The organism is Streptomyces sp. NPDC033131, from assembly GCF_055578365.1.
In genome coordinates, this window is the sequence record NZ_JBVIPA010000024.1 from 1 (window position 1) to 22415 (window position 22415).

Sequence of the window (22415 nt, forward strand, 5' to 3'; positions counted from 1 at the left end):
CGACATCAGTGCCGGTGAGCGGGGTGTGGTGCGTGCAGCTGCAAGGCGGAGGAGGGCGTCGACGCGATGGGGGTGCCCCCGCTCGAGCGAAGTCGAGAGTGGGGGAGTCGGCAACCGACGACAACGCGGCAGATGCGCGTGCCACACCCCGCGTCTGCGGCATGACCGGCCGGACAGGTCCTAGGAGCGGGCCCCACAACGCCGGCGAGTACACCGAGCACGGGTTCCGCGAGCGCCTCAGTCGAGCCGCTTCACCGGGCGCCCGTTGTGCGGGCGTTCCGCCTCCGAGCCGCACAGCTCGCCGTTCAGCTCCTTGACCAGCTGGACCAGGTCCGTCGGCCGGTCCGGGCCCCACCAGTCGCCGAGGAGGTCGGCGAGAGACTCCTCGCGGGCCTGGGCGAGCCGGTCGGCGACCTCGTGGCCCTCGCCGGTCAGCATGAGGTCGAGGCCCCGGCGGAGGGCGAGGCGGCGCTCCTCGACCTGACGGGACGCCTCGATGACGACGGTCAGCGGGACGGTGGTGCGCTCGGCCAGCACACCCGGTTCCTGACTGCCGTACTTCCTGATCCGCAACAGCAGCCAGCTCGCCGCGGGGAGCAGGTCGTACCCCGCCTTCGCGGTGATCTCCCGGTAGATCTCCCGCCGGCCCTCCCGGGTGCCGAGCACGGACAGCGCACGGCAGACCTCGTCGTACGACGACCGCTCCACCGGGTTGCTGGCGAGCGTCTCCGTGACGTCCGGCGCCGTGACCGAGCCGCGCAGCCGGTCCTCCTTCAGGAACCAGGCCAGGACGAAGCCGACGAGGGCGACGGGAGCGGCGTACAGGAAGACGTCGGTGATGGACGAGGCGTACGCGTGCAGGGCCGGCGGGCGCAGGTCGGCCGGCAGGGCGGCGATGCCCCGCGGGTCGGCCTCCAGCCCGCCCACGGAGACGCCGGGCGGCAGCTGGGTGCCAGCGAAGGCGTCGGTGAGTTTGTCGCCGAGGCGGCTCGCGAAGACCGTGCCGAAGATGGCGACGCCGAAGGAGGCCCCGATGGAGCGGAAGAAGGTCGCGCCGGAGGTGGCGACGCCCAGGTCCTCGTACGAGACGGCGTTCTGCACGATCAGGACCAGGACCTGCATGACCAGGCCGAGGCCAAGGCCGAAGACGAAGAAGAAGCCGCTCATCACGCCCGTCGAGCTGTTCTCGTCCAGCTGGTGGAGGAGGAGCAGGCCGAGGGCGGTGATGCCGGTGCCCGCGACCGGGAACACCTTCCAGCGGCCGGTGCGGCTGACGATCTGTCCGGAGAGGGTCGAGGACAGCAGCAGTCCGAGCACCATGGGCAGCATGTGCACGCCGGACATGGTCGGGCTGACGCCCTGGACGACCTGGAGGAACGTCGGCAGATAGGTCATCGCGCCGAACATCGCGAAACCGACGATGAAGCTGATGAGCGCGGAGAGGGTGAAGGTGCGGATGCGGAAGAGCTTGAGGGGCAGGACGGGTTCGGCGGCCCGCCGCTCGGCGGCCACGAACGCGACGGCGAGGACGACGCCCAGGACCGCGAGTCCCACGATCTGCGGCGAGCCCCAGTCCCACGTCGTTCCGCCCAGGGACGCCACCAGCACCAGGCAGGTGGCGACGGCCGCGATGAGGAACGTACCGAGGTAGTCGATGACGTGCCGCGTGGACTTGCGCGGGATGCGCAGCACCGTCGCGATCACGGCGAGCGCGACGACACCGATCGGCAGGTTGACGTAGAACACCCAGCGCCAGCTCAGGTGCTCGGTGAACAGCCCGCCGAGCAGCGGGCCCAGCACGCTGGTGGCCCCGAAGACTGCACCGAACAGCCCTTGGTAGCGGCCGCGTTCGCGCGGTGGGACGAGGTCGCCGACGATCGCCATCGACAGCACCATCAGCCCGCCGCCGCCGAGTCCCTGGAGCGCGCGGAACGCGATGAGCTGCGTCATGTCCTGCGCAGCGCCGCACAGTCCCGAGCCGACCAGGAAGATCACGATCGCGATCTGGAACAGCCGTTTCCGGCCGTACTGGTCGCCGAGCTTCCCCCACAGCGGGGTCGCCGCGGTCGAGGCCAGCAGGTAGGCGGTGACCACCCAGGAGAGGTGGTCCATGCCGCCGAGTTCGCTGACGATCGTCGGCAGCGCCGTCGACACGATCGTCTGGTCGAGAGCCGCCAGCAGCATCCCGAGGAGCAGGGCTCCGATCGAGACGAGGACGTTGCCGGACACGTGTTCGTCGCGTGCGTCCCGCCCCTGCTCCGTCGTCACGTGCGCGTCCCCGGCCATGAAGACCTCCCGCCGTCTCGTTCCCACTCCCATCGTGGTCGGTGTGACCATTTATGGCCTGTTGAGTCCTGTCCGGAAGCCTTTCTTCCGGGGGCTCGTGGCCAACGGTGTGGAGGAGGTCTGGATAATCTCTGGAGTTCGCGAGGGGAGACGTGCGAGGGGAGGGACGAACACGTGGACGAGCCAACGGGCCATCTGTGCCCGGAATGCGGTGCCCCCCGGGGCGCCGACAACACCCCGTCCTGCGCCTGCACCCAGCGGGCGTCCGACGCCCTGCGCGACGCCCGTTCGGCGGAGGCGGCCGCGGCGGAGGACTTCGACCCGCTGCGGATACGGCCGTACGTCGAGCTCGACGGGGCCGCGGCCGAGGGGGCGGCGGCCGGGCGGTCGGACGAGCAGGCGACCGCCGCGCCGAACATGCCGGACGCGCCCCCGGCAGGGGCGACCATGACGCTGCGTGCGGTCGGCCCCGCGGTGGACCCGACGGCCACCCCAGCCGCCCGGCCCGTCGCCTCGCCCGACGGTGACGCCACCGTCGTGCTGCCCGCCGTGGACGCCACCGCCGCGCTCCCGGCTCCCTCGGCACCCCCGGCCACCGCTCCCGTCCCCGCCGACCCGCACCTGTTCGAGGGGGCCGACGGCCCGGGGCCCGCCTCGCCCGGCCACGGTGACGAGAGGCCGGGGCGCCGTCGTCGCCGTACCGTGCTGCTGGGCGTCGGCGCGGCCGTCGTCTCGGTCGTGGCGGCGGCCGGGATCGCGAGCGGGCTGTTCTCGTACGAGACGCCGTCGCGGGACGGCGCACCGCCGCAGGACGTACGGGCGGCCGTACCGGACGCCTCGGCGAGCGCGGCGTCCGTGTCGCCGTCCGCGCCGCCCACATCGGCGCCGCCGACGTCCGCCTCCCCGTCCGCGTCCGTCAGTGCGAGCCCGTCGCCCACCGCGTCACCGTCGGCAGCCGCGTCCAGCGCCGCACCGAGCCCGTCCCGGTCGGCCGAGCCGACCCGGTCCCCGACGAGCAGCGAGGCCGCGGGCGCAGGCTCCGCCGACGGGGCGGACGAGGGGCGGGCCGACGAACCGGTCCTGAGCCGGGGCGACCGGGGCCCCGAGGTCACCGAGCTCCAGCAGCGTCTGCGCCAGCTGTACCTCTACAACGACGAGATCGACGGGAACTTCACCGACAAGGTCGAGAACGCGCTGCGCAACTACCAGTGGTCCCGCGGCGTCGGCACGGACACCCTCGGCGTGTACGACGAGGAGACCCGCGCCGAGCTGGAGTCGGAGACGACGGAGCCGTAGGCCCGCCCGGCGGCTCGGGCCGCGGACGCGGGGTTCGGCACGGGCCGCCCGAAGGGCCCGGCCGCATGGTCGCCGGTGCCCCCCGTGCCCGGCCTCGCTCGGGCAGTGGGACGCGATCGCCCCGCCCGCCGGCGGTGCACGGAACCCCGTCGGACCCCCGCGGCCCCATCGCCCCGACGGCGGCCTGACCACCTCGACACCGCACCAGGCGCACCCTCCGACCCCGCGGCACCCGCCGCCTCCGCGACCCGATCAGCCCGACAGCAACCGCCCGCCTCGACACCGCACCAGGCGCACCCGCCGGCCCCGCGGCACCCGCCGCCTCCGCGACCCCATCAGCCCGACAGCAACCGCCCGCCTCGACACCGCACCAGGCGCACCCGCCGACCCCGCGGCACCCGCCGCCCCCGCGACCCGATAGCCCGACAGCAACCGCCCGCCTCCCACGCCGTACCCGGGACACCCGCCGCACCCGGGACACCGGGGCCGGTCTCAGCCGACGTACAGCCTGATCGTCCCGTCCGCCACGGCCTCCACCCGTACCTGTGTCAGGTCCCGCACCAGCGCGTCCGGGTCGTGGAGGCCGGCCCGCGACCCCACGCCGACGACCCGCATCCCGGCCGCGCGGCCGGCCTGGATCCCGGCGCCGGAGTCCTCGAAGACGACGCAGTCGGCCGGGGCGACGCCCAGTTCGGCGGCGCCCTTGAGGAAGCCCTCGGGGTCGGGCTTGCTCGCGCCGACGGACTCGGCGGTGATCCGGACGTCGGGCAGGCCGAGTCCCGCGGCGGCCATGCGCGCGGTGGACAGGGCGACGTCCGCGGAGGTGACCAGGGCGTGCGGAAGGCCGTGGAGTGCCGTGAGGAACGGGGCGGCGCCCGGGATCGCGACCACGCCGTCCATGTCGGCGGTCTCCTCGGCGAGCATCCGCGCGTTGTCGGCGTGGTTCTGCTCCATGGGGCGGCCGGGCAGCAGCAGCGCCATCGAGGCGTGCCCCTGGCGGCCGTGGACGACCTGCATGACCTCGTCCGAGTCCAGCCCGTGCCGGTCGGCCCAGCGCCGCCAGATGCGTTCGACCACGGCGTCGGAATTGACCAGGGTGCCGTCCATGTCCAGCAGCAGGGCGCGGGCGGTGAGCACGGCGGTGGCCGTCATCGGCAGCTCCAAGGACGCGGGGCGGGCGGGGCGTCGGGTGGTCCCCGGGGGACAAGGTGACCCCGCCCGCCGGTCAGGGAAAACGGGCGGGAGCCACTTTGTTCCTCTACGGTACAAAACAGAACCGGCTCCCGCCACCGTCTCCCGAAATGATTCACCCGCCGTTCAGCTCGCCCGGCCGGTTCAGCCGGCCACGGCCTCCCCCAGGGACCACAGTCCGAGCCCGAGCATCAACAGCGCCGCGACCTTGGTGATCAGCCGCAGCGGAACCCGCTTCATCAGGGCCTTTCCGCCGACGATGCCGAGTCCGGCGACCGCCCACAGCGCGAGCACCGCACCAAGGCCGACGGAGAGCGGATCGTCGTAACGGGCCGCGAGGTTCGCCGTCATGATCTGCGTGAGGTCACCGAACTCGGCGACCAGGATGAGCATGAAGCCCGCGCCGGAGACCTTCCAGAAGGACTGGTTCTCCGGCCTGCGGACCTCCGCTTCGTCCTCGTCCTTCTTCAGCAGCAGTACGGCGGCGCCGCCGAGGAAGAGCACCCCGGTCAGCGCCTGCACGATCTGCTGCGGCAGGAGTGTCAGCACGCTGCCGGCCGCGACGGCGAGCGCGACATGGAGCGTGAAGGCGGCGGCGACGCCCGCGAAGACGTACGAGGCCCGGTAGCGGGTGCCGAGGACGAGTCCGGCGAGCGCGGTCTTGTCCGGCAGCTCGGCGAGGAAGACGACGCCGAAGACGAGCGCCGTCACGGTGAAGCTGATCAAGGGTCCTCAATCGGTCGGGCTGCCCCACCGAGAGTGACGACCGCTCCTGCGACACCTCGGCACGGCAGCGCACTGGTCGCCCGTGCCGTGTGGCACGGGCGTGCACTGCTTGCCGAAGGTCTCGCTGGCCGATCGCGAAGGATCCGCCTCCGGGCGCCGGCTCAGACGAGCTGAGCAGTATGTCGACGGTCCGGCGAAGAGCTACTCCCCTTCTGCGCCGTCCATAGTACGTGACCCATGAACCGACTCCCGGGCCGAAAGTCCCGTCGCGGGCATAGACGTGTCATGCACACGTCATTAGCTTCTTACCCGACGCTCATTCCCCCGCAACACGGCGCCGCGAGCATTCCCTCGCTCGCACTCCAATGCCCCCGCATCCCCTGGGAGTTCGCATGTCGAAGTTCTACGCGCGTCGACGCGTCAGCATACTCACGGCGCTCACCGGACTCATAGCCTCGGTCGCGCTCTTCAACAGCCCGACCGCCTCCGCCGCCCTCCCCACCCCGGTCAGCGCCACCACCGCCCGCACCTACCTCGCCTCGCTCACCGTGGCGACGGAGGACCGTACCGGCTACAGCCGCGACCTGTTCAACCACTGGATCACCATCAGCGGGAGCTGCAACACCCGCGAGACGGTCCTCAAGCGCGACGGCTCGAACGTCGTCACCGACTCCGCCTGCGCCTCCACCAGCGGCAGCTGGTACTCCCCCTACGACGGTGCCACCTGGACCGTCGCCTCCGACCTGGACATCGACCACCTCGTGCCGCTGGCCGAGGCCTGGGACTCCGGCGCCGACGGCTGGACCAGCACCAAGCGCCAGAACTTCGCCAACGACCTGACCCGCCCGCAGCTGATCGCCGTCACCGACAACGTGAACCAGTCGAAGAGCGACCAGGACCCGGCCACCTGGATGCCCTCGGTCACCTCGTACCGCTGCACCTACGCCCGCGCCTGGGTCCAGGTGAAGTACTACTACGGCCTCTCCGTCGACTCGGCCGAGAAGAGCGCGCTCACCAGCTACCTGTCGAGCTGCTGATCCCGCGATCCTGAAAGATCCACAAGGAACGACAAACCGTGACCCGCGGAATCTCCCCGTTCCCCTCCGTCGTTCCGTACCGTACGGGACGACGGAGGAGGGTGATCACGTGGCGGGACTGCGCCTGGGGCCACTGCTGAGGTATGCCGACGGCTCGTCCGCGACCGTCTGGGTCGAGGCAAGCCGTCCGTGCACCGCGGAGGTGCGCTGCGCTGAGGGCGGCGGGGGCGAGGCCCCCACGTTCCAGATCGAGGGGCACCACTACGCCCTGGTCCCGGTGACCGGCCTGACGCCGGGCACGACGCGGGCGTACGAGGTGTTCCTCGACGGCACGCGCGTGTGGCCGTTGCCCGACTCCCCGTTCCCGCCCTCGGTCATCCGCACCACCATGGAGGACGACGACGTCCGGGTCGCCTTCGGCTCCTGCCGCTGGGCCTCGCCCCCGACCGGCGAGAAAGACCCGGTCGGCCCCGACGCCCTGGACACCCTCGCGGCCCGGATGGTGGGCGAACCCGAGGGCGAACGTCCGGACGTGCTGCTGCTGTTGGGCGACCAGGTCTACGCCGACGAGACCACGGACGCGACCCGCCGCTGGCTGGCCGCCCGCCGCGACCTGAGCGACCCGCCGGGCAACGAGGTCGCGGACTACGAGGAGTACACCCGCCTCTACTACGAGTCCTGGCTCGACCCCGAGGTGCGCTGGCTGCTGTCGACCGTGCCCAGCTGCATGATCTTCGACGACCACGACGTCATCGACGACTGGAACACCTCCGCCTCCTGGCTCGAGGACATGCGGGCCACGGGCTGGTGGCAGGAGCGGCTGATGAGCGGCCTGATGTCGTACTGGGTGTACCAGCACCTGGGGAACATGACGCCGGACGAACTGGCCGCCGATCCGGTGTACGCGGCCGTGCGCGACACGCCCGACGGCACCGACGTGCTGCGCGCCCTCGCCGCCCGGGCCGACACCGACTCCCCCTCGGTGCGCTGGAGCTACCGCCGCGACTTCGGCCGCGTCCGCCTGCTGATGGTGGACAGCCGGGCGGCCCGGGTCCTCGACGAGGAGCAGCGCTCGATGCTCGACCCGGGCGAGGCCGCGTGGGTGCGCGAACAGACACTGGACACACCGGGGTCGTACGACCACCTCCTCATCGGCACCTCCCTGCCCTGGCTGCTGCCGCAGCTGGTGCACGACGCCGAGGTGTGGAACGCGGCGTTGTGCCGGGGCGAGAAAGGTGCCCGCTGGGCCCGCTTCGGGGAGGACCTGCGGCGCAAGGCCGACCTGGAGCACTGGGCGGCCTTCCCGGAGTCCTTCGCCGCGCTGGCGGAGCTGATCGCCGAGGCCGGTTCGGGACCCCAGGCGCCGGCGACGATCCTCGTCCTGTCCGGCGACGTGCACCACGCGTACGTGGCCGAGCCGAAGTGGCGTTCCGGGGCGCGGTCACCCCACGCCCGCGTCCTCCAGCTGACCTGCTCCCCCGTCCACAACTCCATCCCCCTGTCGATAAGGCTCGGCTTCCGCTTCGGCTGGAGCTCCCTGGCCCGCGCCCTCGGCCGCCGCTTCGCCTGGCACGTCCGCTCGCCCCTCCCGCCGGTCAGCTGGCGCAAGAAGGGCGGCCCTTGGTTCGGCAACCAGCTCATGACCCTGACGCTGCGCGGCCGTTCGGCCCGGCTGCGGCTGGAGCAGGCACGGGAGGTGCGGGGCGCCAGGCCGCGGCTGGAGACCGTCACGGAGTCCGAACTCGCCCGGTAATCAACCCCTTACCGGCGTTTCCTGCACCCGTGGCCCGTGATGCTCGTGATGCGTCCCACAGTCCGTGCACCCTGGGCTCGGCTCCCCCGGCACCCGACGGCATGATGAGGCGGACCGTCCGCTTCCAGCGGTCGCCACCACGCGCCCCACACGCCCGGGAGTCCCCCTCTTGCCCGCACCGACCGAGGACCACGTGCCCGTCTCCGTCGCCCTGGTCGGCGCCGGACCGCGCGGGACCAGCGTGCTGGAACGCCTGTGCGCCTCGGCGCCGGAACTCCTCCCGCCGGGCGCCCGGCTGACGGTCCACGTCGTCGATCCGGCGCCACCCGGCCCCGGCCGCGTCTGGCGGACCGCGCAGTCGCCGGAGCTGCTGATGAACACCGTGGCCTCGCAGGTGACCCTGTTCACCGACGACAGCGTGGACTGCGCGGGCCCGATCCGGCCGGGACCGAGCCTGTACGAGTGGGCGGGCGGTGCGCTCGGGCCCGACGAGTACCCGACCCGGGCCCGGTACGGCCGTTACCTGGAGTGGGTGTTCGCACGGGCGGTGCGCGAGGCGCCGCCCGGGGTACGGGTGGAGACGCACGCGGCACGGGCGGTACGGCTCGACGACGCCCGCGACGGCCTCCAGTGCCTCACCCTCGACGACGGCCGCACCCTGTCCGGCCTGTCCGCCGTCGTCCTGGCGCAGGGTCATCTGCCGGTGGTCGCGGACACGGCCGTACGGCGGCTCACCGCGTACGCCGAACTGCACGGCCTGTGCCACCTGCCGCCCGCCAACCCCGCCGACGTCGACCTGTCCCGCGTCTCCCCCGGTGAGCCGGTGCTGTTGCGCGGTCTGGGTCTCAACTTCTTCGATCACACGGCCCTGTTGACGACCGGCCGCGGCGGACGCTTCGTACGCGGCCGTCGCGGGCTGCGGTACCTGCCCTCCGGCCGGGAGCCGCGCCTGTACGCCGGTTCGCGGCGCGGCATCCCGTACCAGGCCCGGGGCGACAACGCGAAGGGCCCCTACGGCCGTCACCTCCCGTTCGTCCTCACCGACGAGGTGATCGCCCGCTTCCGCGAGCGCGCCGACTCCGGCGACTCGCCGGACTTCCTCACGGAGATATGGCCGCTGGTGGCCAAGGAGGTGGAGACGGTCTACTACGAAGCCCTGCTGCGCGACCCGGAGTTCAGGGAGCGCTTCCTGGCGGCCGCGCACGGCAGCCCGCAAGAGGCGGCCGTACTGGACGAGTTCGGGGTGGCACGGGCCGACCGCTGGTCCTGGGACCGGATGTCCCGCCCGTACGCGGGACGCGCCTTCCCCGATCCCCGCGCCTGGCGGGACTGGCTGCTCGCCCACCTCCGCGAGGACGCCGGCCAGGCCGCCCTCGGCAACGTGTCCGGCCCGTTGAAGGCCGCCCAGGACGTGCTGCGTGACCTGCGCAACGAGCTGCGGCAGATCGTCGACCACGGCGGACTCGCGGGCACGTCCCGCCGGGACCACCTGGACCGCTGGTACACCCCGCTCAACGCCTTCCTGTCCATCGGCCCGCCCCGGCGCCGTGTCGAGGAGCTGGCCGCGCTGGTGGAGGCGGGCGTGGTGGAGGTGCTCGGTCCGCGGCTGGAGGTCCGCGAGCAGGAGGGGGCGTGGCTGGCGCACTCCCCCGAGGTGCCGGGGTCCGCCGTACGCGTGACCACTCTCATAGAGGCGCGGCTGCCGGAACCGGATCTGCGGCGCACGGCCGACGACCTGCTCGCCCGGCTGCTGAAAACCGGTCAGTGCCGGCCACACACCGTGGACGGCTACGAAACGGGCGGACTCGACGTGACGCGGCGGCCGTACCACCTGATTGACCGTCAAGCGCGGGTCCACCCAAGGCGGTTGGCATTCGGCGTGCCCACGGAGGGCGTGCACTGGGTGACCGCGGCGGGGGCCCGTCCGGGTGTGGATTCGGTCACGCTTTCGGATGCGGATGCAGTGGCGAGAGCGGCTCTACGTGCAGCTGGGACCGAAAAGGCAGGGCAAGCGGAAGTAAACCAATGGCCAAATGTTGAACTTGCAAGCATCGATTAGGCACCCCTAGCCTGGGTCACTCACTCGGTTCTGTCCCCCGACCGGTCCGCCCCGCGGACCGGCCCGACCGAAGGAGCAACCCCCACATGACCGCACGTCTCAACAGAGCCCAGCCGTACGCGCTCGGCCTGTTCCGCATCGTCGTAGGCCTGCTCTTCGCCTGCCACGGCGCCTCCTCGCTCTTCGGCGTCCTCGGCGGCGCCGACGGCAGCGGCGGCACGGTCGAGACCGGCGCCTGGCCCAACTGGTACGCGGCCGTGATCGAGTTGGTCGGCGGCTCGCTCGTGCTGCTCGGCCTGGGCACGCGGGCCGCCGCGTTCATCTCCTCGGGCGCGATGGCCTACGCCTACTTCAAGGTGCACCAGCCGAACGGCCTGTGGCCGATGGAGAACAGCGGCGAGGGTGCGGCGATGTTCTGCTGGGCCTTCCTGCTGCTGGTCTTCACCGGGTCCGGCGCCTTCGGCCTGGACCGGCTGTTCGCCGGCCGCTCCGCGGCGGCGGACCGGTCCGACACGAAGCAGACGCCGGTGGCGGTCTGATCCTCGGCCACCCCGCGAACGACGGGGCCCGTCCCGCGCGGCTCACGCGGGACGGGCCCCGTCGCGTGTCAGCCGGGTGAACATGCGGTGCCGAACCCACGAGCCCCCCGTGAATCTCCTGTCGGACCCGACGCGTACGCTGTATGGCTGTTGAGGCCGCCCCTGCCGCTCCCCCGCGACATCGCGGCACGGTCTGGCCACGGGGGACCACGGGGAGTTCGCGGTGCTGGAAAGCATGGAGAGTGTGGGGCTGCTGACCGGCAGCCCATGGATCTACGCGGTGATCGGCGCATCCGTCCTGCTGGACGTGTTCGTGCCGGTCCTGCCGAGCGGCGTCCTCGTCATCGCGGCCGCCACGGCGGCTGCCGCCGGCACCGGCGCGGCGACCGGCCAGGTCCCGGCGCACGAGGTTCCCGACATCCTGGCCCTCATCCTCTGCGCCGCGACCGCGTCCGTGCTGGGCGACCTGGTCGCGTACCGCCTGGCCTGGCGCGGCGGGGCCCGCCTGGACCGCGCGATCGCCCGCTCCCCCCGGCTGACCACCGCGCAGGAACGTCTCGGCGCGGCCCTCGCCCGCGGTGGCGGCATCCTGGTCGTCCTCGCCCGATTCGCCCCCGCCGGCCGCTCGGTCGTCTCCCTCGGCGCCGGCGCCGCCCACCACCGCGCCCGCGACTTCCTCCCCTGGTCCGCCCTCGCGGGCCTCTCCTGGGCCGCCTACAGCGTCGCCCTCGGCTACTTCGGCGCCCAGTGGCTGGGCACGACCTGGCTCGCGACGGGAGTCTCGGTCCTGGCGCTGTTCGGGGCGGGAGCGGGAGCGGCATACGTGATGAGACGCCGACCGGCCCCGGCGGAGGCACCGTAGCGCCGGGGCCCGGTGCCTCGACCCGGGCAAAGGCCCATAAGGGCGGGGCCCGCGCCCGCCGATCCGCGGACACTCACGGGGCCATCCCAGTGGCCAGGAGGGCGGCTGCGGGCGGGCTGACGGCGCCTGCGTCAAAATGGTGCAGGGTCGTGCGCAGGAGGCGTTGGAGTCGCCGGTCCGGGTCCGTGGCCGGCGTCATGCGTTCGGGGCCGCAGGTCCGCGGATACCCACGGGGCCATCCCAGGCGTCCGGTCCTCAGGTCCGCGGACGCCCCCAGGGTCACCCCAGTCAGCTGAGCCCGACGAGCCGCCGACGCCGCCACTCCGCGGGTGCCGACCGGGGCCCCCACGCTGCTAGCCCGACAGTCACGTGCCCTCGACATCGCCGCTCGCCGATAAGCCGCAGGCAGACGAAACGGGCGACCCGAATCGGCGGAGGCCGAGGCGACGAAGCGGCGGGCAGGCGACGCCCGCGATCCGCGGATGCCCACACCGCCGGCCCCGGGCCGCCCGCAGCGGCCCATGCCGCCACCACACCGGCGGAGCCCCGTCGGCGCGGGACCGCGCGGCCCATCCCCGCCCGGTGCCGTCACCGGCACCCGGCGGACCCGGCAGATCCCAGCCCGTTCTATCCGGCCCGCTGCGCGGCGGAGCCCCGTACCTCGAGGTCGGCCAACAGTTCCGCCGTGGCCTCGGCGATCGCGTCGACGGCCCGGTCGAACACCTCACGGTTGTGCGCGGCGGGGGCCCGGAAGCCGGAGACCTTGCGGACGTACTGCAGGGCTGCGGCCCGGATGTCCTCCTCCGTCGCCTCCTCGGGCAGGACGGGTGGACGAAGCGTCTTGATACTGCGGCACATGCTTCCAGTCTCGCCCCTGCCGGGGAATACCGCCGGGCCTTGCCCGGATTTCCCCGGACGACGGCCACCGCCGAGCCCCGCCTGCGATGATCACTGCGAGGCGGCCACCATCCCGGGGCCGACCGTGGAGAGGAACCCGGCATCATGGCGTACGACGAACTGACCGTGGCCGTACTCGGTCCCGGCGGCACCGGCGGCCTCCTCGCCGCGCTCCTGTCCCGCGCCGGCCACCGCGTGGTCTGCCTGGCCGGCGAGGAGACCGCCGACACGCTCCGCACGGCCGGCATCCGTGTCCACAGCGAGAGGTTCGGCGACTTCACCGCCCGCGTGGAGGCGGACACGACCCTGCGCGAGCCGGTCGACGTCTGCGTGGTCGCCGTCAAGCACACGAGCCTCGGCGCCGCCCTCGACCGCGTCCCGCCCGCGGTCCTGGGCGACGGTCTGGTCGTACCGCTGCTGAACGGTGTGGAACACCCCGCTGCCCTTCGCACCCGCTACCGCCCGGACCGCGTGGCCCCCGCCGTCATCCGCGTGGAGTCGACGCGGGTGGCACCGGGCGTGATCGAGCACGGCAGTCCCTTCGCCGAGGTCGCCTCACCGGCGACGGCGTCCCCCGCGAGCGCCTGGACGCGCCGGCGGAGGCCCTCACGGCCGCCGGTCCGACCACCCGCGTACTGCCCGACGAGTCGGCGGTCCTGTGGGCGAAGATGTCGTTCCTGGCACCGTTCGCGCTGCTGACGACCCGTCACGGGCTCCCGCTGGGCGACGTCCGCACCAAGTACCGCGAGGAGCTGACGGCCCTGGTGGAGGAGACCGCCGAGGTCAGCGCGGCCTGGCACGGCCGGGTCTACGGCGAGACGGAGAACGGCCCGGTCGCCCTCGACGCCCGCACGGGCGAGGACCCCCCGACCAGCCCCGGCATCGCCCCGGTCCTGGTGAACGGGTCGGCGGCCCTCGCCCTGAAGCGGGAGGACGGCTGGAAGTACAACCTGTTCGTGTACGCCGCCACGGGCTGAGCGACGCACCGGGGCGCCGGTCCTCGCCGCCCCGGTGACGTTCCTCGTCCACCTCCGTACCGGTGCCGTTTTGCCGAACCGGCAACAGTCCTCGCGCCCGGCCGCCGCCGGACCGCAGGATCGACGTACGAGCCGCGGCGCGGCCGCCCGAGGGCGTGCCGCCGCACCCGACGCACGTACGGAGGACGCATGCCGCAGCAGGCCCCCCATCTCGAGGACGTCACCCACCACCTGCTCCCCTCCCCCGCCGGCCGCAGCCACGCGGCGGTGCTGGGCGAGGGACCGCTGGTGCTGCTGCTGCACGGCTTCCCGGAGTCCTGGTACTCGTGGCGTCACCAGCTGCCGGCCCTGGCCGCCGCCGGCTACCGCGCGGTCGCCGTGGACGTGCGCGGATACGGACGTTCGTCGAGGCCGGACGCGGTGGAGGCGTACGGGATGCGCGACCTGGTGGCGGACAGCGCGGCCGTGGTCGAGGCGCTCGGCGAGCGGTCCGCGGTGGTCGTCGGACACGACTGGGGTGCGACCGTCGCCGCGCACTGCGCGCTGCTGCGGCCCGACGTGTTCCGCGCGGTCGGCCTGCTGAGCGTGCCGTACACGCCGCCCGGCGGCCCGAGGCCGAGCGAGGTCTTCGCCCGAGCGGGTGGCGGCGTGGATGAGTTCTACGTCTCCTACTTCCAGGAGCCGGGCCGGGCCGAGCGCGAGATAGAGCCGGACGTACGCGGCTGGCTGGCCGGTTTCTACGCCGCCCTCTCGGCGGACACCATGCCCGCTCCCGGCGCCCCCGACCCGCACTTCGTGAGCCCTGGGGGAACCCTCCGCGAGCGCTTCCCGGCCGACCGCCTGCCGGCCTGGCTCGGCTCGGGGGAACTCGACGTCTACGCGGGGGAGTTCGAGCGCACCGGCCTGACCGGCGCCCTGAACCGCTACCGTGCGATGGACCACGACTGGAAGGACCTCGCCGACCTCGGCGGCGCCCCCGTCCCTCAGCCGTCCCTGTTCCTCGGCGGCACCCTGGACGCCTCGACGACCTGGCTGGCGGACGCGATCGAGGCCTTCCCCGCCACTCTTCCCGGCCTGCGCTCCTCCCACCTCCTCGACGGCTGCGGTCACTGGATCCAGCAGGAACGCCCCGAGGAGGTCAACCGCCACCTCACCGCCTGGCTGGCCGACCTGCCCGCCGGCTGAGCGGCGTGCGACGGGTTTCGGGGCCTGGCGGGCCTGTGCGTCGGCCGGTTCAGCGCAGGTCGAACCGCATCAGGACCCGGGGATGACCGGCCAGCACGGAGGTGGTGTCGGCGGCGTGGACGAACCCGGCGCGCTCGAAGTTCTTCCGGATGCCGGCGTACGCCATCGTCAGGTCGACCCTGGAGTCCCCGTTGTCGAGGGGGTACGCCTCGACCGCCGGCGCGCCGTGGGCGCGGGCGAAGGCGACCGCGCCGGCGATGAGGGAGTGGGAGATCCCCTTCCTCCGGTGTCCGGGGCGTACCCGGACGCACCACAGGGACCACACCGGCAGGTCGTCGACGTGCGGGATCTTGCGGCTGTGCGCGAAGGAGGTGTCCGAGCGCGGCGCCACGGCCGCCCAGCCGACCGGCTCGTCACCGTCGTAGGCGAGCACCCCCGGCGGGGGTCCCGCACGGCACAGCTCGGCGACGTACTCACCGCGGGCGGGCCCGCGCAGCTCGTTGTTGAGCCTGGAGGGGATCCGGTAGCTCAGGCACCAACAGACGTTGGCCCCGGGTGACTTCGGGCCGAGGAGACCGCGGACGTCCTCGAAGACCGAAGCCGGGCGCACCTCGATGGTCATGGCACCACCGTGCCACGGCGATCCGGGCGACGCGAGCACACCCGTTCGCATGAACCACCCGAAGAAACTCGCCACCCAAAATCGAACAGGCGTAGCATTGTGCCGTGGCAACGACCTATGACTTTCCGAGTGACCTCCTCGCCGGTCAGGAGGAGCTGCATCAGGTCCGGGCCGAGCTGTCGGCCCTGCTCAAACGGCTTCCCTGGTCGGTCGAGCCCCTGGACGGATTCAGTGACGCGGGCGGCTGGCGCAAGGTGGAGCGCCCCGCCTCCCCCGGCTGGACGGCCGACGAACAGGCCGCGGTGGAGAAGCTGCGTCGGCGCGAGCACGAACTGGCGGTCTTCGTGAGCTGCCACCGCTTCTGGGCGGAGATCGCGGCGCCGGAGCAGGTGGACGCGCGGATGAAGCTGAAGCACGCGCACGAGACGCCGGAGAAAGAGGGTTCCTGAACCACGAAGACCCCGGCCGTGATCGGCCGGGGTCTTCTCGTGGTGTGGGCGCGGACGGTTTCGAACCGCCGACATCCTGCTTGTAAGGCAGGCGCTCTACCCCTGAGCTACGCACCCGAGACGAGTCGACAGCCTACATTGCCCGGGGCACTGCCCCGCAAACCCGTATCCCCGGCCGACCTGCGGGCCGACACCCCGGTCGGCATCCGCGCCGACAGCCAGGGCGACAACCGGGCCGCCCCCGAGGCCGGCCGGGGGGTTATCCCCACCCGCGATCCGGGAGCGGCCCGGATGCCCGCGCGAGCCCGGGATCCGTACGGTCGAAGAGCGTCCTAGCAGGAGCTTCGCCGCTTGTCCCAGGGGGAGATCGTCATGACCCGTACCGTTCCCGTCCGTGCCGTCGCCGTAGCCGGTGTGGTCGCGGCTCTCGTCGCCGGTGCCACCGCGTGCGGTGCCGCCGCCGCGGACGACAAGGACCCCGACCACCGGTCCTTCGCCCTGCGGGGCCAGACGCTCACGATCGACTCCGACGACTCCGCGCTGGAGATCGTCGCCGCCGACGCGCACAAGGCGGGCACGGTCGACGTCACCCGCTGGTTCCAGGGCACGGTCGCCATGGGCAAGGACCCCGAGGTGACCTGGTCCATGAGCGACGACCGGCTGAAGCTGCGGCTCAAGTGCACCGGCGTGGTCGCCGACTGCGCGGCCAAGCACCGGATCGAGGTGCCGCGCGGGATCGCGGTGAACGTCGTGGACGGCGACGGCAGCGTGCGCGCGAGGGGCTTCGAGGACGCGCTGAACATCCGTACCGGGGACGGTTCCGTGCACGTCACCGACTCCAGCGGCCCGCTGGAGCTGCGCACCGGCGACGGTTCGGTCCGCGCCGAGGTCTCCTCGCGCCAGGTGCGCACCCGGACCGGCGACGGCTCGGTCCGCCTCGAACTGGGCGCCGTACCGGACCTCGTGGAGTCCCGCGCCGGCGACGGATCCGTGACGATCACGCTGCCCGACGCCACGTACCGGGTGACGGCCGAGACGGGCGACGGCGCCGAGGACATTTCGGTGCCCCGGGACGCCTCCAGCTCCCACGTGGTGTCCGCGCGGACGGGCGACGGCAAAGTAACGGTCCGTACGGCGAACTGACCGGCCCGTGTGTTCGTCCTTAACCGGTGGGAGAATGACAGCGGGCAAGGTCGAACACAGCACGGGAGAGGGATGTGACGGCGACACCTTCGCAGCCGTACTCGCCGTTGGTGCCGCACGCACACCATTCTGTGCGTCACGCACTGCGGGACACCCTCGCCCTGCTCGGACTGCCCCTCGTGATCGCGCTCGCGCTGCCCACCGCCTTCGCGAGCGGCGGGGGCAGCGGCACCCGGCGCTGGTTCGGCGGGCGCGCGGAGAGCCAGCGGGCCGAGGCGCAGTCCGCGAAGGACGCCGCCGCGGCCGCCTTCTACGACCTGGACACCGCCCAGCGCGATCTGCGGATCTCGATAGAGACCATCACGGCCGTCGACGACTCCCCCGCCGCCCGGCGCGCGGTCGCCGACTTCCAGGCGATCAGCACCCGCATCGACGAGGCCAGCTTCCAGTACATCAACGCCGTCGACGCGCACGACCTGGACCGCGACGACCTGGAGGCCTCGGCCGCCGCGCAGGCCCGCACCGAACTCGCCCGGGCCAAGGACGAACTGGGCCGGGTCAGGCAGGAGCTGGACCGGTTCACCGCCGGGCTCGGGCCGCTGCTCGGCAAGGCCGAGACGCAGCTGGCCCGTCTCGCTCCCGCCGTCGAGCGGGCCCGGCAGGGACTGCTGGCGGCGTCGAACGCGCTCGACGCGGTACGGGGATCAGGGCTGAAGGCGGACGACCTGGCCGCCCGGCTCGCCGCCCTCGGACCCGAGCTGACCAAGTTGAACCAGGGCGCCGGAGCGCATGGTGTGCCCCAGACGCTGGAGCGGGCCGAGCGCGTGGCGCGGGAGGCCGAGTCCGTCCGGGTGGAGGCCGAGCGGCTGCCGGAGCGGGCCGCCGAGATCGACCACCGGCTGGTCTCCCTGCGCACCCGCGCCCAGGCCCTCACCACCCGCGCCGAGCAGGTCGAGCCCGTCCTGAGCGAGCTGCGGCGCCGCTTCGTTGCCGACTGCTGGCAGGACCTCCAGCACGTGCCGGACCAGGCCGCGGAGAACGTGGCGCAGGCCGAGCTGAAGCTGCGCGAGGCCCGCGCCGCCCGCGACGAACAGCGCTGGCCGGACGCGACCGCCCTGCTGTCGACGGTCCGGGCGCTGCTGAACACCACAGACGAGTCCGTCTCCGCCGCCGGGGACCGGCTGCGCCGGCTGAACGAGGTGCAGAAGGACCCGCGGCGGGAGATCGACCGCACCCGCTTCGCCATCCGGGACGCCCAGCGCCTCGCGATGGCCGGCCGCAACACTCCCGATCCGCGCCACGCCCGCCCTCTGGACGAGGCGGTCGCCCGCCTCGACCGCGCGATCGGCACCCTGGAGGGCCGTCACCCGGACTACTGGCACTTCCTCACGGAGACGGAGGCGGTCCGCCAGGCGGTGGCACGGGTCGTGGGCCAGATCCGGGACGAGCGCGGGTCCGGGCACTGACTCGCCCCTACGGCACCGGGCGGACGCCGGTTAACCTGTGCGCATGCCTCGCTATGAGTACCGCTGCCGGACCTGCGGCGACACGTTCGAACTGAGCCGCCCGATGGCGGAGTCCTCCGCCCCCGCCGACTGCCCCGCGGGCCACGACGACACGGTCAAGCTCCTGTCCACGGTGGCGGTCGGCGGCTCGGCCTCCGCACCCGCCCAGGCCCCCCGGTCGGGCGGCGGTGGCGGGGGCGGCTGCTGCGGCGGCGGCTGCTGCGGCTGACCGCGTTCATCGGCGTACGGCTGCCGCGGCCAGTCGCCTTCGTCGGCCGATCACGCTCGTCGGCGTGTCCGACCGAGTCGGGATGGGGGTCCCCCGCGCGAGCGCAGCCGAGCGTGGGGGAGGGTGGGCACAGGCCGGGGGTCTGGGGGCGGAGCCCCCAGGAACGCGTACCCCCACCGGGGATCAGCGCCTGATCCACGGCGGTCGGCCGCCGCGGCCGACCGCGCTCATCGGCGCACGGCTGCCGCAGCAGTCGGCGTCGGGCCGCCGCAGGCGGGTGCGGGGCGTGAGCGCCGACCCGTAGGCCTCAAGGCCCTCCAGCCGCACCCACACACACCCGCTCAAGCCCTCACCCGGCCCCCTGCCGCGCCTCCCGCAGGAACTCCCGCAGGATCCGCTCCCCCGCCAGCACGCCCCGCTCCGGCAGTGCGCTGATCATCGGGGCGCTCCAGTCGGCGTCGGCCAGCTCGCCGTGGCCCGGGCGCCAGCCCCGGTCCGCCGCCAGCAGGAGGTCGGCGTCGAGGAGGGAGTCTCCGGCGGCGAGGGTGAGTTCGGCGCCGGTGCGGCGGGCGACCTCCCGCATGGCAGCGCTCTTGGTGAGCGGCTTCGGGACGGCGTAGATCTTGCGGCCCTGCAGTGAGACCGTCCAGCCGCGGTTCTCCGCCCAGACGGCGAGTTCCTTCACCCACTCCTCGGGGAGCAGCTCGCGCTCGACGACCATGTAGGCGAACAGGTCCTCGGCGATCCGGTGCTTGCGCACCCAGAGCGGGTCGGCCGTGGTCATCAGGTGCTCGCGCACCTCGTCGAGCGGTGCGCACTCGTCGGCCAGGCGGGCCGTCACGCGTGCGTGCCAGTCCGGGTCGGAGACGCCGTCCACCAGCAGGTGCCCGCCGTTCGCGCAGATCGCGTAGGTCGGGGCGGGGCCGGGGAGGTTGATGCGCTGGTACTGCTTGCGGGTCCGGGTCGTCGTCGGCACGAAGACCGCCGCGTCCCCGAGCTCGGCGAGCAGCGCGGCCGACGTCTCCGTCATGTAGGTCAGCGGCTTGCTCTCGTGCACCTCGACGCACAGCAGCCGGGGCGCCCGCGCGTCCGGCATCGTCAGAGCGAGGGCCGCGGCGGAGTAGATGAGCGTACGGTCGAGGTCACTGGCCACCAGCACCGGCATCAGACCGTCACCGCCCTGCCGTCGGCGCCCGTCGCGCCCCGCGTGTACTTGGGGTGGATCAACCCCACGCAGGTGTACGGGAGTTCGGCGACCTCTTCCACCGGGACACCTCTCTGTTCGGCCAGCAGACGCACATGGTCGAGGTCGGCGCCCGCCCCTGCCCGCGCGAGGATCTTCCAGGGCACCCGGCGCAGCAGCACCCGGGTGGTCTCGCCGACGCCGGGCTTGACGAGGTTCACGTCGTGGATGCCGTACTCCTCGCTGATGCGCTCGACGGCCGCCCAGCCCTCCCAGGTCGGGGCGCGGTCGCCGGACAGCAGCTCCTTGGCCTGTGCGTCGACGGCGTCCACGACCTCGGGGAAGCGGGCGGCGACCGCGTCCAGGAAGGCCACCGACACGTCGGCGCCGGCGAGTTCGCGGTAGAACTTCGCGCCGTGGAAGTCGTTCGGGCCGACCAGGTCGGCGCGCAGGACCGTACGCGAAATCAGGCCCGACACCGTGGAGTTGAGGCACGCGGACGGTATGAGGAAGTCCTCGCGGGTGCCGTACGTCCGCACGCATGAGCCCGGGTCTGCGAGCACCGCGATCTCCGGGTCGAAGCCGGGCGCACCGCCCGCTGCCTCGAACTCCTTGACGGCGTCGGCGAGTTCGCGGGTGATGGCGCCCTTGCCGGTCCAGCCGTCGACGAAGACGACGTCACGCGGGTCGTGGTGGGCGGCCAGCCAGCGCAGCGCGTTGGCGTCGATGCCGCGGCCGCGCACGATGGAGACGGCGTAGTGCGGCAGGTCGAGGCCGTGCCGGAACTGGGCCCAGCGGCGCATCAGCACACCGATCGGCGTGCCCGCGCGTGCCAGCGAGACCAGCACCGGCCGGGGCGAGCGTTCGGCGAGGACGAGTTCGGTGACCGCGCCCACCGCCAGGGCCAGCCGCCCCGCCGAGGCGTCCAGCGCCGTGTGGAAGAGCTCCTGGTACTGCTCGCTCGGCTGGTACTCCACCGGCAGCGACTCGGCGTAGTGCGCGCCGCCGCTCTGGATGGCCTCCTCGCGCTCCTCGGTCGGCGCCTCCAGGGTGACGTCCGAGAGGTCCTGGAGCAGCCAGCCGACCTCCTCGGGCGGGTACGAGGAGAAGGCGGGGCCGCGGAGGGGCTCGGGCAGCATGGTGGATCTTTCTCCAGGGGTGCGGGCGGCGTACTGCGGCTCGGGCACGTACGCGGGCACGACCGCGAGGACGACGTGCGGGGTGTGGGCGGCCAGCCGGTCCAGCAGTCCGCCGGGCGCGTGCAGTGCCGGGGTGTCGGCGGCCGAGTCGACGACGGCGACGACGGTGTCGAAGCCGCCGCCCGCCACGTTGTAGGCGTAGCGCTCGCCGGGGCCGTCGGCCGGGTCGTCGTGGGCGGGGAAGACGAGGCGGCTGCGGATCGCGTAGCCGGGATCGTCGACGGCGAGGACGGGTGAGCGGGTGGTGGTGGAGTAGCGGACCTCGGCGCCGACGGTGTCGTGAATCTGCTCCAGCTCGCGGGCCAGCCGCAGCGGGGCGTACATCAGCTCCTCGAAGCCGAGGACGAGCACCCGCCGGGCCCGCGCGGGCAGCGCCTCGGCGAGCCGGGCGGCCATGGCGGGCATCGCGCCCTCCAGGCGTATTCGGTGCTGCGGCGTGAAGCCGTGCCGCCCGCCGTCCGGCAGGTCACGGGGCCAGCACAGGTCCACCCGGGTGATCCGGCCGGACGACGCCTCCTCGGGCGCCGTGGCCTCGGGCGCCGCCGCCTCGTGTCGGGCGACCAGCTCCTGCCCTTTCTCCAGCACGCCGTCCGGCAGCCGTACGGTCCCCGAGGCGGCCGTCACCAGATCCACCCGGGCGCCGATCTCCCGGGCGAAGACGTCCAGGCGGCCGGCGTCGGCAGGTGAGCGCATGTCGACGAGGGCGACCACCACGTACCGCCCGCGCGGGTAGCGCTCGTGCAGGTCACGGATGGTGTTGAGGACCGTGTTCCCGGTGGAGAACTCGTCGTCGACCAGGACCAGCGGCCCGTCCCCGGCCAGCAGCGCGGGGTCCTGGGGCAGCAGCAGGTGGGACGTGGCGTGCGAGTGGGCCTCCTCGAAGCCGCCGGCCGGGGCGAGGCCCTGGACCGGGCGGCGGGTGGAGTGCAGGTACGGGGCGAGGCCCACACCGTCGGCGACACAGTGGCCGAGGCCGGTGGCGGTCTCCGCGTAGCCCAGGACGACGGCCCGGCCGGCCTCCTCGGTGCCGAGGAGGCCGCGGACCCGGCGGCCGAGGGCGAAGCCGTGGCCGTAGACGACGGACGGCGACTGCGGGACGTGCTTGCCGAGCACGTTCGACACGAGCAGGTGGGCCCGCTTGGGGTTGCGGCGCAGTGCCAGCCCCAGCAGACCGGTCAGCTCGTCGTCGCCCACCAGTTCGACACCGAGTCGCTCGGCGACCCAGCTGCCGGACCAGACGGCGTTGTTCGCTGCGTGATTCATGCGTCCCTTGTTGT

General features: G+C 73.2%; 18 protein-coding genes, 1 tRNA gene and 1 pseudogene. 12 read left to right on the plus strand and 8 right to left on the minus strand.

Going from position 1 to position 22415, the window contains the following annotated elements:
- Positions 1 to 237: 237 nt before the first annotated feature.
- Positions 238 to 2286 (minus strand): DHA2 family efflux MFS transporter permease subunit, encoded by a 2049-nt coding sequence (locus tag ACZ5XS_RS27350; RefSeq protein WP_468655608.1) that lies wholly within the window; start codon positions 2284 to 2286, stop codon positions 238 to 240.
- A 174-nt stretch (positions 2287 to 2460) separates the two neighbouring features.
- Here ACZ5XS_RS27350 and ACZ5XS_RS27355 point away from each other — a divergent pair, with 174 nt between their 5' ends.
- Positions 2461 to 3582 carry a peptidoglycan-binding domain-containing protein gene (locus ACZ5XS_RS27355; RefSeq protein ID WP_468655610.1) on the plus strand — a complete coding sequence of 374 codons (1122 nt, stop codon included), beginning with the start codon at positions 2461 to 2463 and terminating at the stop codon, positions 3580 to 3582.
- 492 nt (positions 3583 to 4074) lie between these two features.
- Here ACZ5XS_RS27355 and ACZ5XS_RS27360 read toward each other — a convergent pair whose 3' ends face one another.
- Together ACZ5XS_RS27360 and ACZ5XS_RS27365 are read right to left on the minus strand one after the other, a co-directional pair.
- Positions 4075 to 4734, minus strand: coding sequence for an HAD family hydrolase (locus tag ACZ5XS_RS27360; RefSeq protein WP_468655612.1), 660 nt, complete (start codon positions 4732 to 4734; stop codon positions 4075 to 4077).
- Between the two features lie 183 nt (positions 4735 to 4917).
- Positions 4918 to 5499 carry a TMEM165/GDT1 family protein gene (locus ACZ5XS_RS27365; RefSeq protein ID WP_468655614.1) on the minus strand — a complete coding sequence of 194 codons (582 nt, stop codon included), beginning with the start codon at positions 5497 to 5499 and terminating at the stop codon, positions 4918 to 4920.
- Positions 5500 to 5891: 392 nt separating this feature from the next.
- Here ACZ5XS_RS27365 and ACZ5XS_RS27370 point away from each other — a divergent pair, with 392 nt between their 5' ends.
- From ACZ5XS_RS27370 to ACZ5XS_RS27390, 5 genes are all read left to right on the plus strand, one after another.
- The gene (locus ACZ5XS_RS27370) at positions 5892 to 6536 is read left to right on the plus strand and encodes an HNH endonuclease family protein (protein ID WP_468655616.1); all 645 of its coding nucleotides are present in this window, start codon (positions 5892 to 5894) and stop codon (positions 6534 to 6536) included.
- A 109-nt stretch (positions 6537 to 6645) separates the two neighbouring features.
- Positions 6646 to 8289, plus strand: a complete 1644-nt coding sequence (locus ACZ5XS_RS27375; protein ID WP_468655618.1) for an alkaline phosphatase D family protein — start codon at positions 6646 to 6648, stop codon at positions 8287 to 8289.
- 169 nt (positions 8290 to 8458) lie between these two features.
- Positions 8459 to 10348 carry an FAD/NAD(P)-binding protein gene (locus tag ACZ5XS_RS27380; RefSeq protein ID WP_468655620.1) on the plus strand — a complete coding sequence of 630 codons (1890 nt, stop codon included), beginning with the start codon at positions 8459 to 8461 and terminating at the stop codon, positions 10346 to 10348.
- A gap of 86 nt (positions 10349 to 10434) precedes the next feature.
- Positions 10435 to 10887, plus strand: coding sequence for a DoxX family protein (locus tag ACZ5XS_RS27385; RefSeq protein ID WP_468655622.1), 453 nt, complete (start codon positions 10435 to 10437; stop codon positions 10885 to 10887).
- A 235-nt stretch (positions 10888 to 11122) separates the two neighbouring features.
- Positions 11123 to 11749: a DedA family protein gene (locus ACZ5XS_RS27390; RefSeq protein WP_217240690.1), complete on the plus strand. Its 627-nt coding sequence runs from the start codon at positions 11123 to 11125 to the stop codon at positions 11747 to 11749.
- A gap of 627 nt (positions 11750 to 12376) precedes the next feature.
- Here the strand turns inward: ACZ5XS_RS27390 and ACZ5XS_RS27395 are convergent.
- Positions 12377 to 12607, minus strand: a complete 231-nt coding sequence (locus tag ACZ5XS_RS27395) for a DUF2277 domain-containing protein (protein WP_217240575.1) — start codon at positions 12605 to 12607, stop codon at positions 12377 to 12379.
- Between the two features lie 144 nt (positions 12608 to 12751).
- On the opposite strand from ACZ5XS_RS27395, the pseudogene ACZ5XS_RS27400 reads away from it, so the two are divergent.
- Together ACZ5XS_RS27400 and ACZ5XS_RS27405 are read left to right on the plus strand one after the other, a co-directional pair.
- Positions 12752 to 13449: pseudogene (locus ACZ5XS_RS27400) on the plus strand (ketopantoate reductase family protein); the annotation flags it as partial.
- 363 nt (positions 13450 to 13812) lie between these two features.
- Positions 13813 to 14808, plus strand: coding sequence for an alpha/beta fold hydrolase (locus ACZ5XS_RS27405; protein WP_468655624.1), 996 nt, complete (start codon positions 13813 to 13815; stop codon positions 14806 to 14808).
- A 49-nt stretch (positions 14809 to 14857) separates the two neighbouring features.
- On the opposite strand, the gene ACZ5XS_RS27410 is transcribed toward ACZ5XS_RS27405, so the two are convergent.
- A complete protein-coding gene (locus ACZ5XS_RS27410; RefSeq protein WP_468655626.1) occupies positions 14858 to 15430 on the minus strand; it encodes a GNAT family N-acetyltransferase in 573 nt (190 codons plus the stop codon).
- Positions 15431 to 15534: 104 nt separating this feature from the next.
- On the opposite strand from ACZ5XS_RS27410, the gene ACZ5XS_RS27415 reads away from it, so the two are divergent.
- Positions 15535 to 15879: a hypothetical protein gene (locus ACZ5XS_RS27415; RefSeq protein ID WP_468655628.1), complete on the plus strand. Its 345-nt coding sequence runs from the start codon at positions 15535 to 15537 to the stop codon at positions 15877 to 15879.
- Between the two features lie 45 nt (positions 15880 to 15924).
- On the opposite strand, the gene ACZ5XS_RS27420 is transcribed toward ACZ5XS_RS27415, so the two are convergent.
- A tRNA-Val gene (locus ACZ5XS_RS27420) sits at positions 15925 to 15996 on the minus strand.
- A 255-nt stretch (positions 15997 to 16251) separates the two neighbouring features.
- On the opposite strand from ACZ5XS_RS27420, the gene ACZ5XS_RS27425 reads away from it, so the two are divergent.
- The 3 genes from ACZ5XS_RS27425 (at position 16252) to ACZ5XS_RS27435 (ending at position 18756) form a co-directional block, all read left to right on the plus strand.
- The gene (locus ACZ5XS_RS27425; protein ID WP_468655630.1) at positions 16252 to 17022 is read left to right on the plus strand and encodes a DUF4097 family beta strand repeat-containing protein; all 771 of its coding nucleotides are present in this window, start codon (positions 16252 to 16254) and stop codon (positions 17020 to 17022) included.
- 74 nt (positions 17023 to 17096) lie between these two features.
- Positions 17097 to 18488 carry a hypothetical protein gene (locus ACZ5XS_RS27430; RefSeq protein WP_468655632.1) on the plus strand — a complete coding sequence of 464 codons (1392 nt, stop codon included), beginning with the start codon at positions 17097 to 17099 and terminating at the stop codon, positions 18486 to 18488.
- A 43-nt stretch (positions 18489 to 18531) separates the two neighbouring features.
- Positions 18532 to 18756, plus strand: a complete 225-nt coding sequence (locus ACZ5XS_RS27435) for an FmdB family zinc ribbon protein (protein ID WP_217240568.1) — start codon at positions 18532 to 18534, stop codon at positions 18754 to 18756.
- A 349-nt stretch (positions 18757 to 19105) separates the two neighbouring features.
- Here ACZ5XS_RS27435 and ACZ5XS_RS27440 read toward each other — a convergent pair whose 3' ends face one another.
- Together ACZ5XS_RS27440 and ACZ5XS_RS27445 are read right to left on the minus strand one after the other, a co-directional pair.
- Positions 19106 to 19921 (minus strand): HAD family hydrolase, encoded by an 816-nt coding sequence (locus ACZ5XS_RS27440; protein WP_468655634.1) that lies wholly within the window; start codon positions 19919 to 19921, stop codon positions 19106 to 19108.
- The gene (locus ACZ5XS_RS27445) at positions 19921 to 22401 is read right to left on the minus strand and encodes a phosphoribosyltransferase (RefSeq protein ID WP_468655636.1); all 2481 of its coding nucleotides are present in this window, start codon (positions 22399 to 22401) and stop codon (positions 19921 to 19923) included. The genes ACZ5XS_RS27440 and ACZ5XS_RS27445 overlap by 1 nt, the downstream gene beginning before the upstream one ends.
- Positions 22402 to 22415 lie beyond the last annotated feature (14 nt).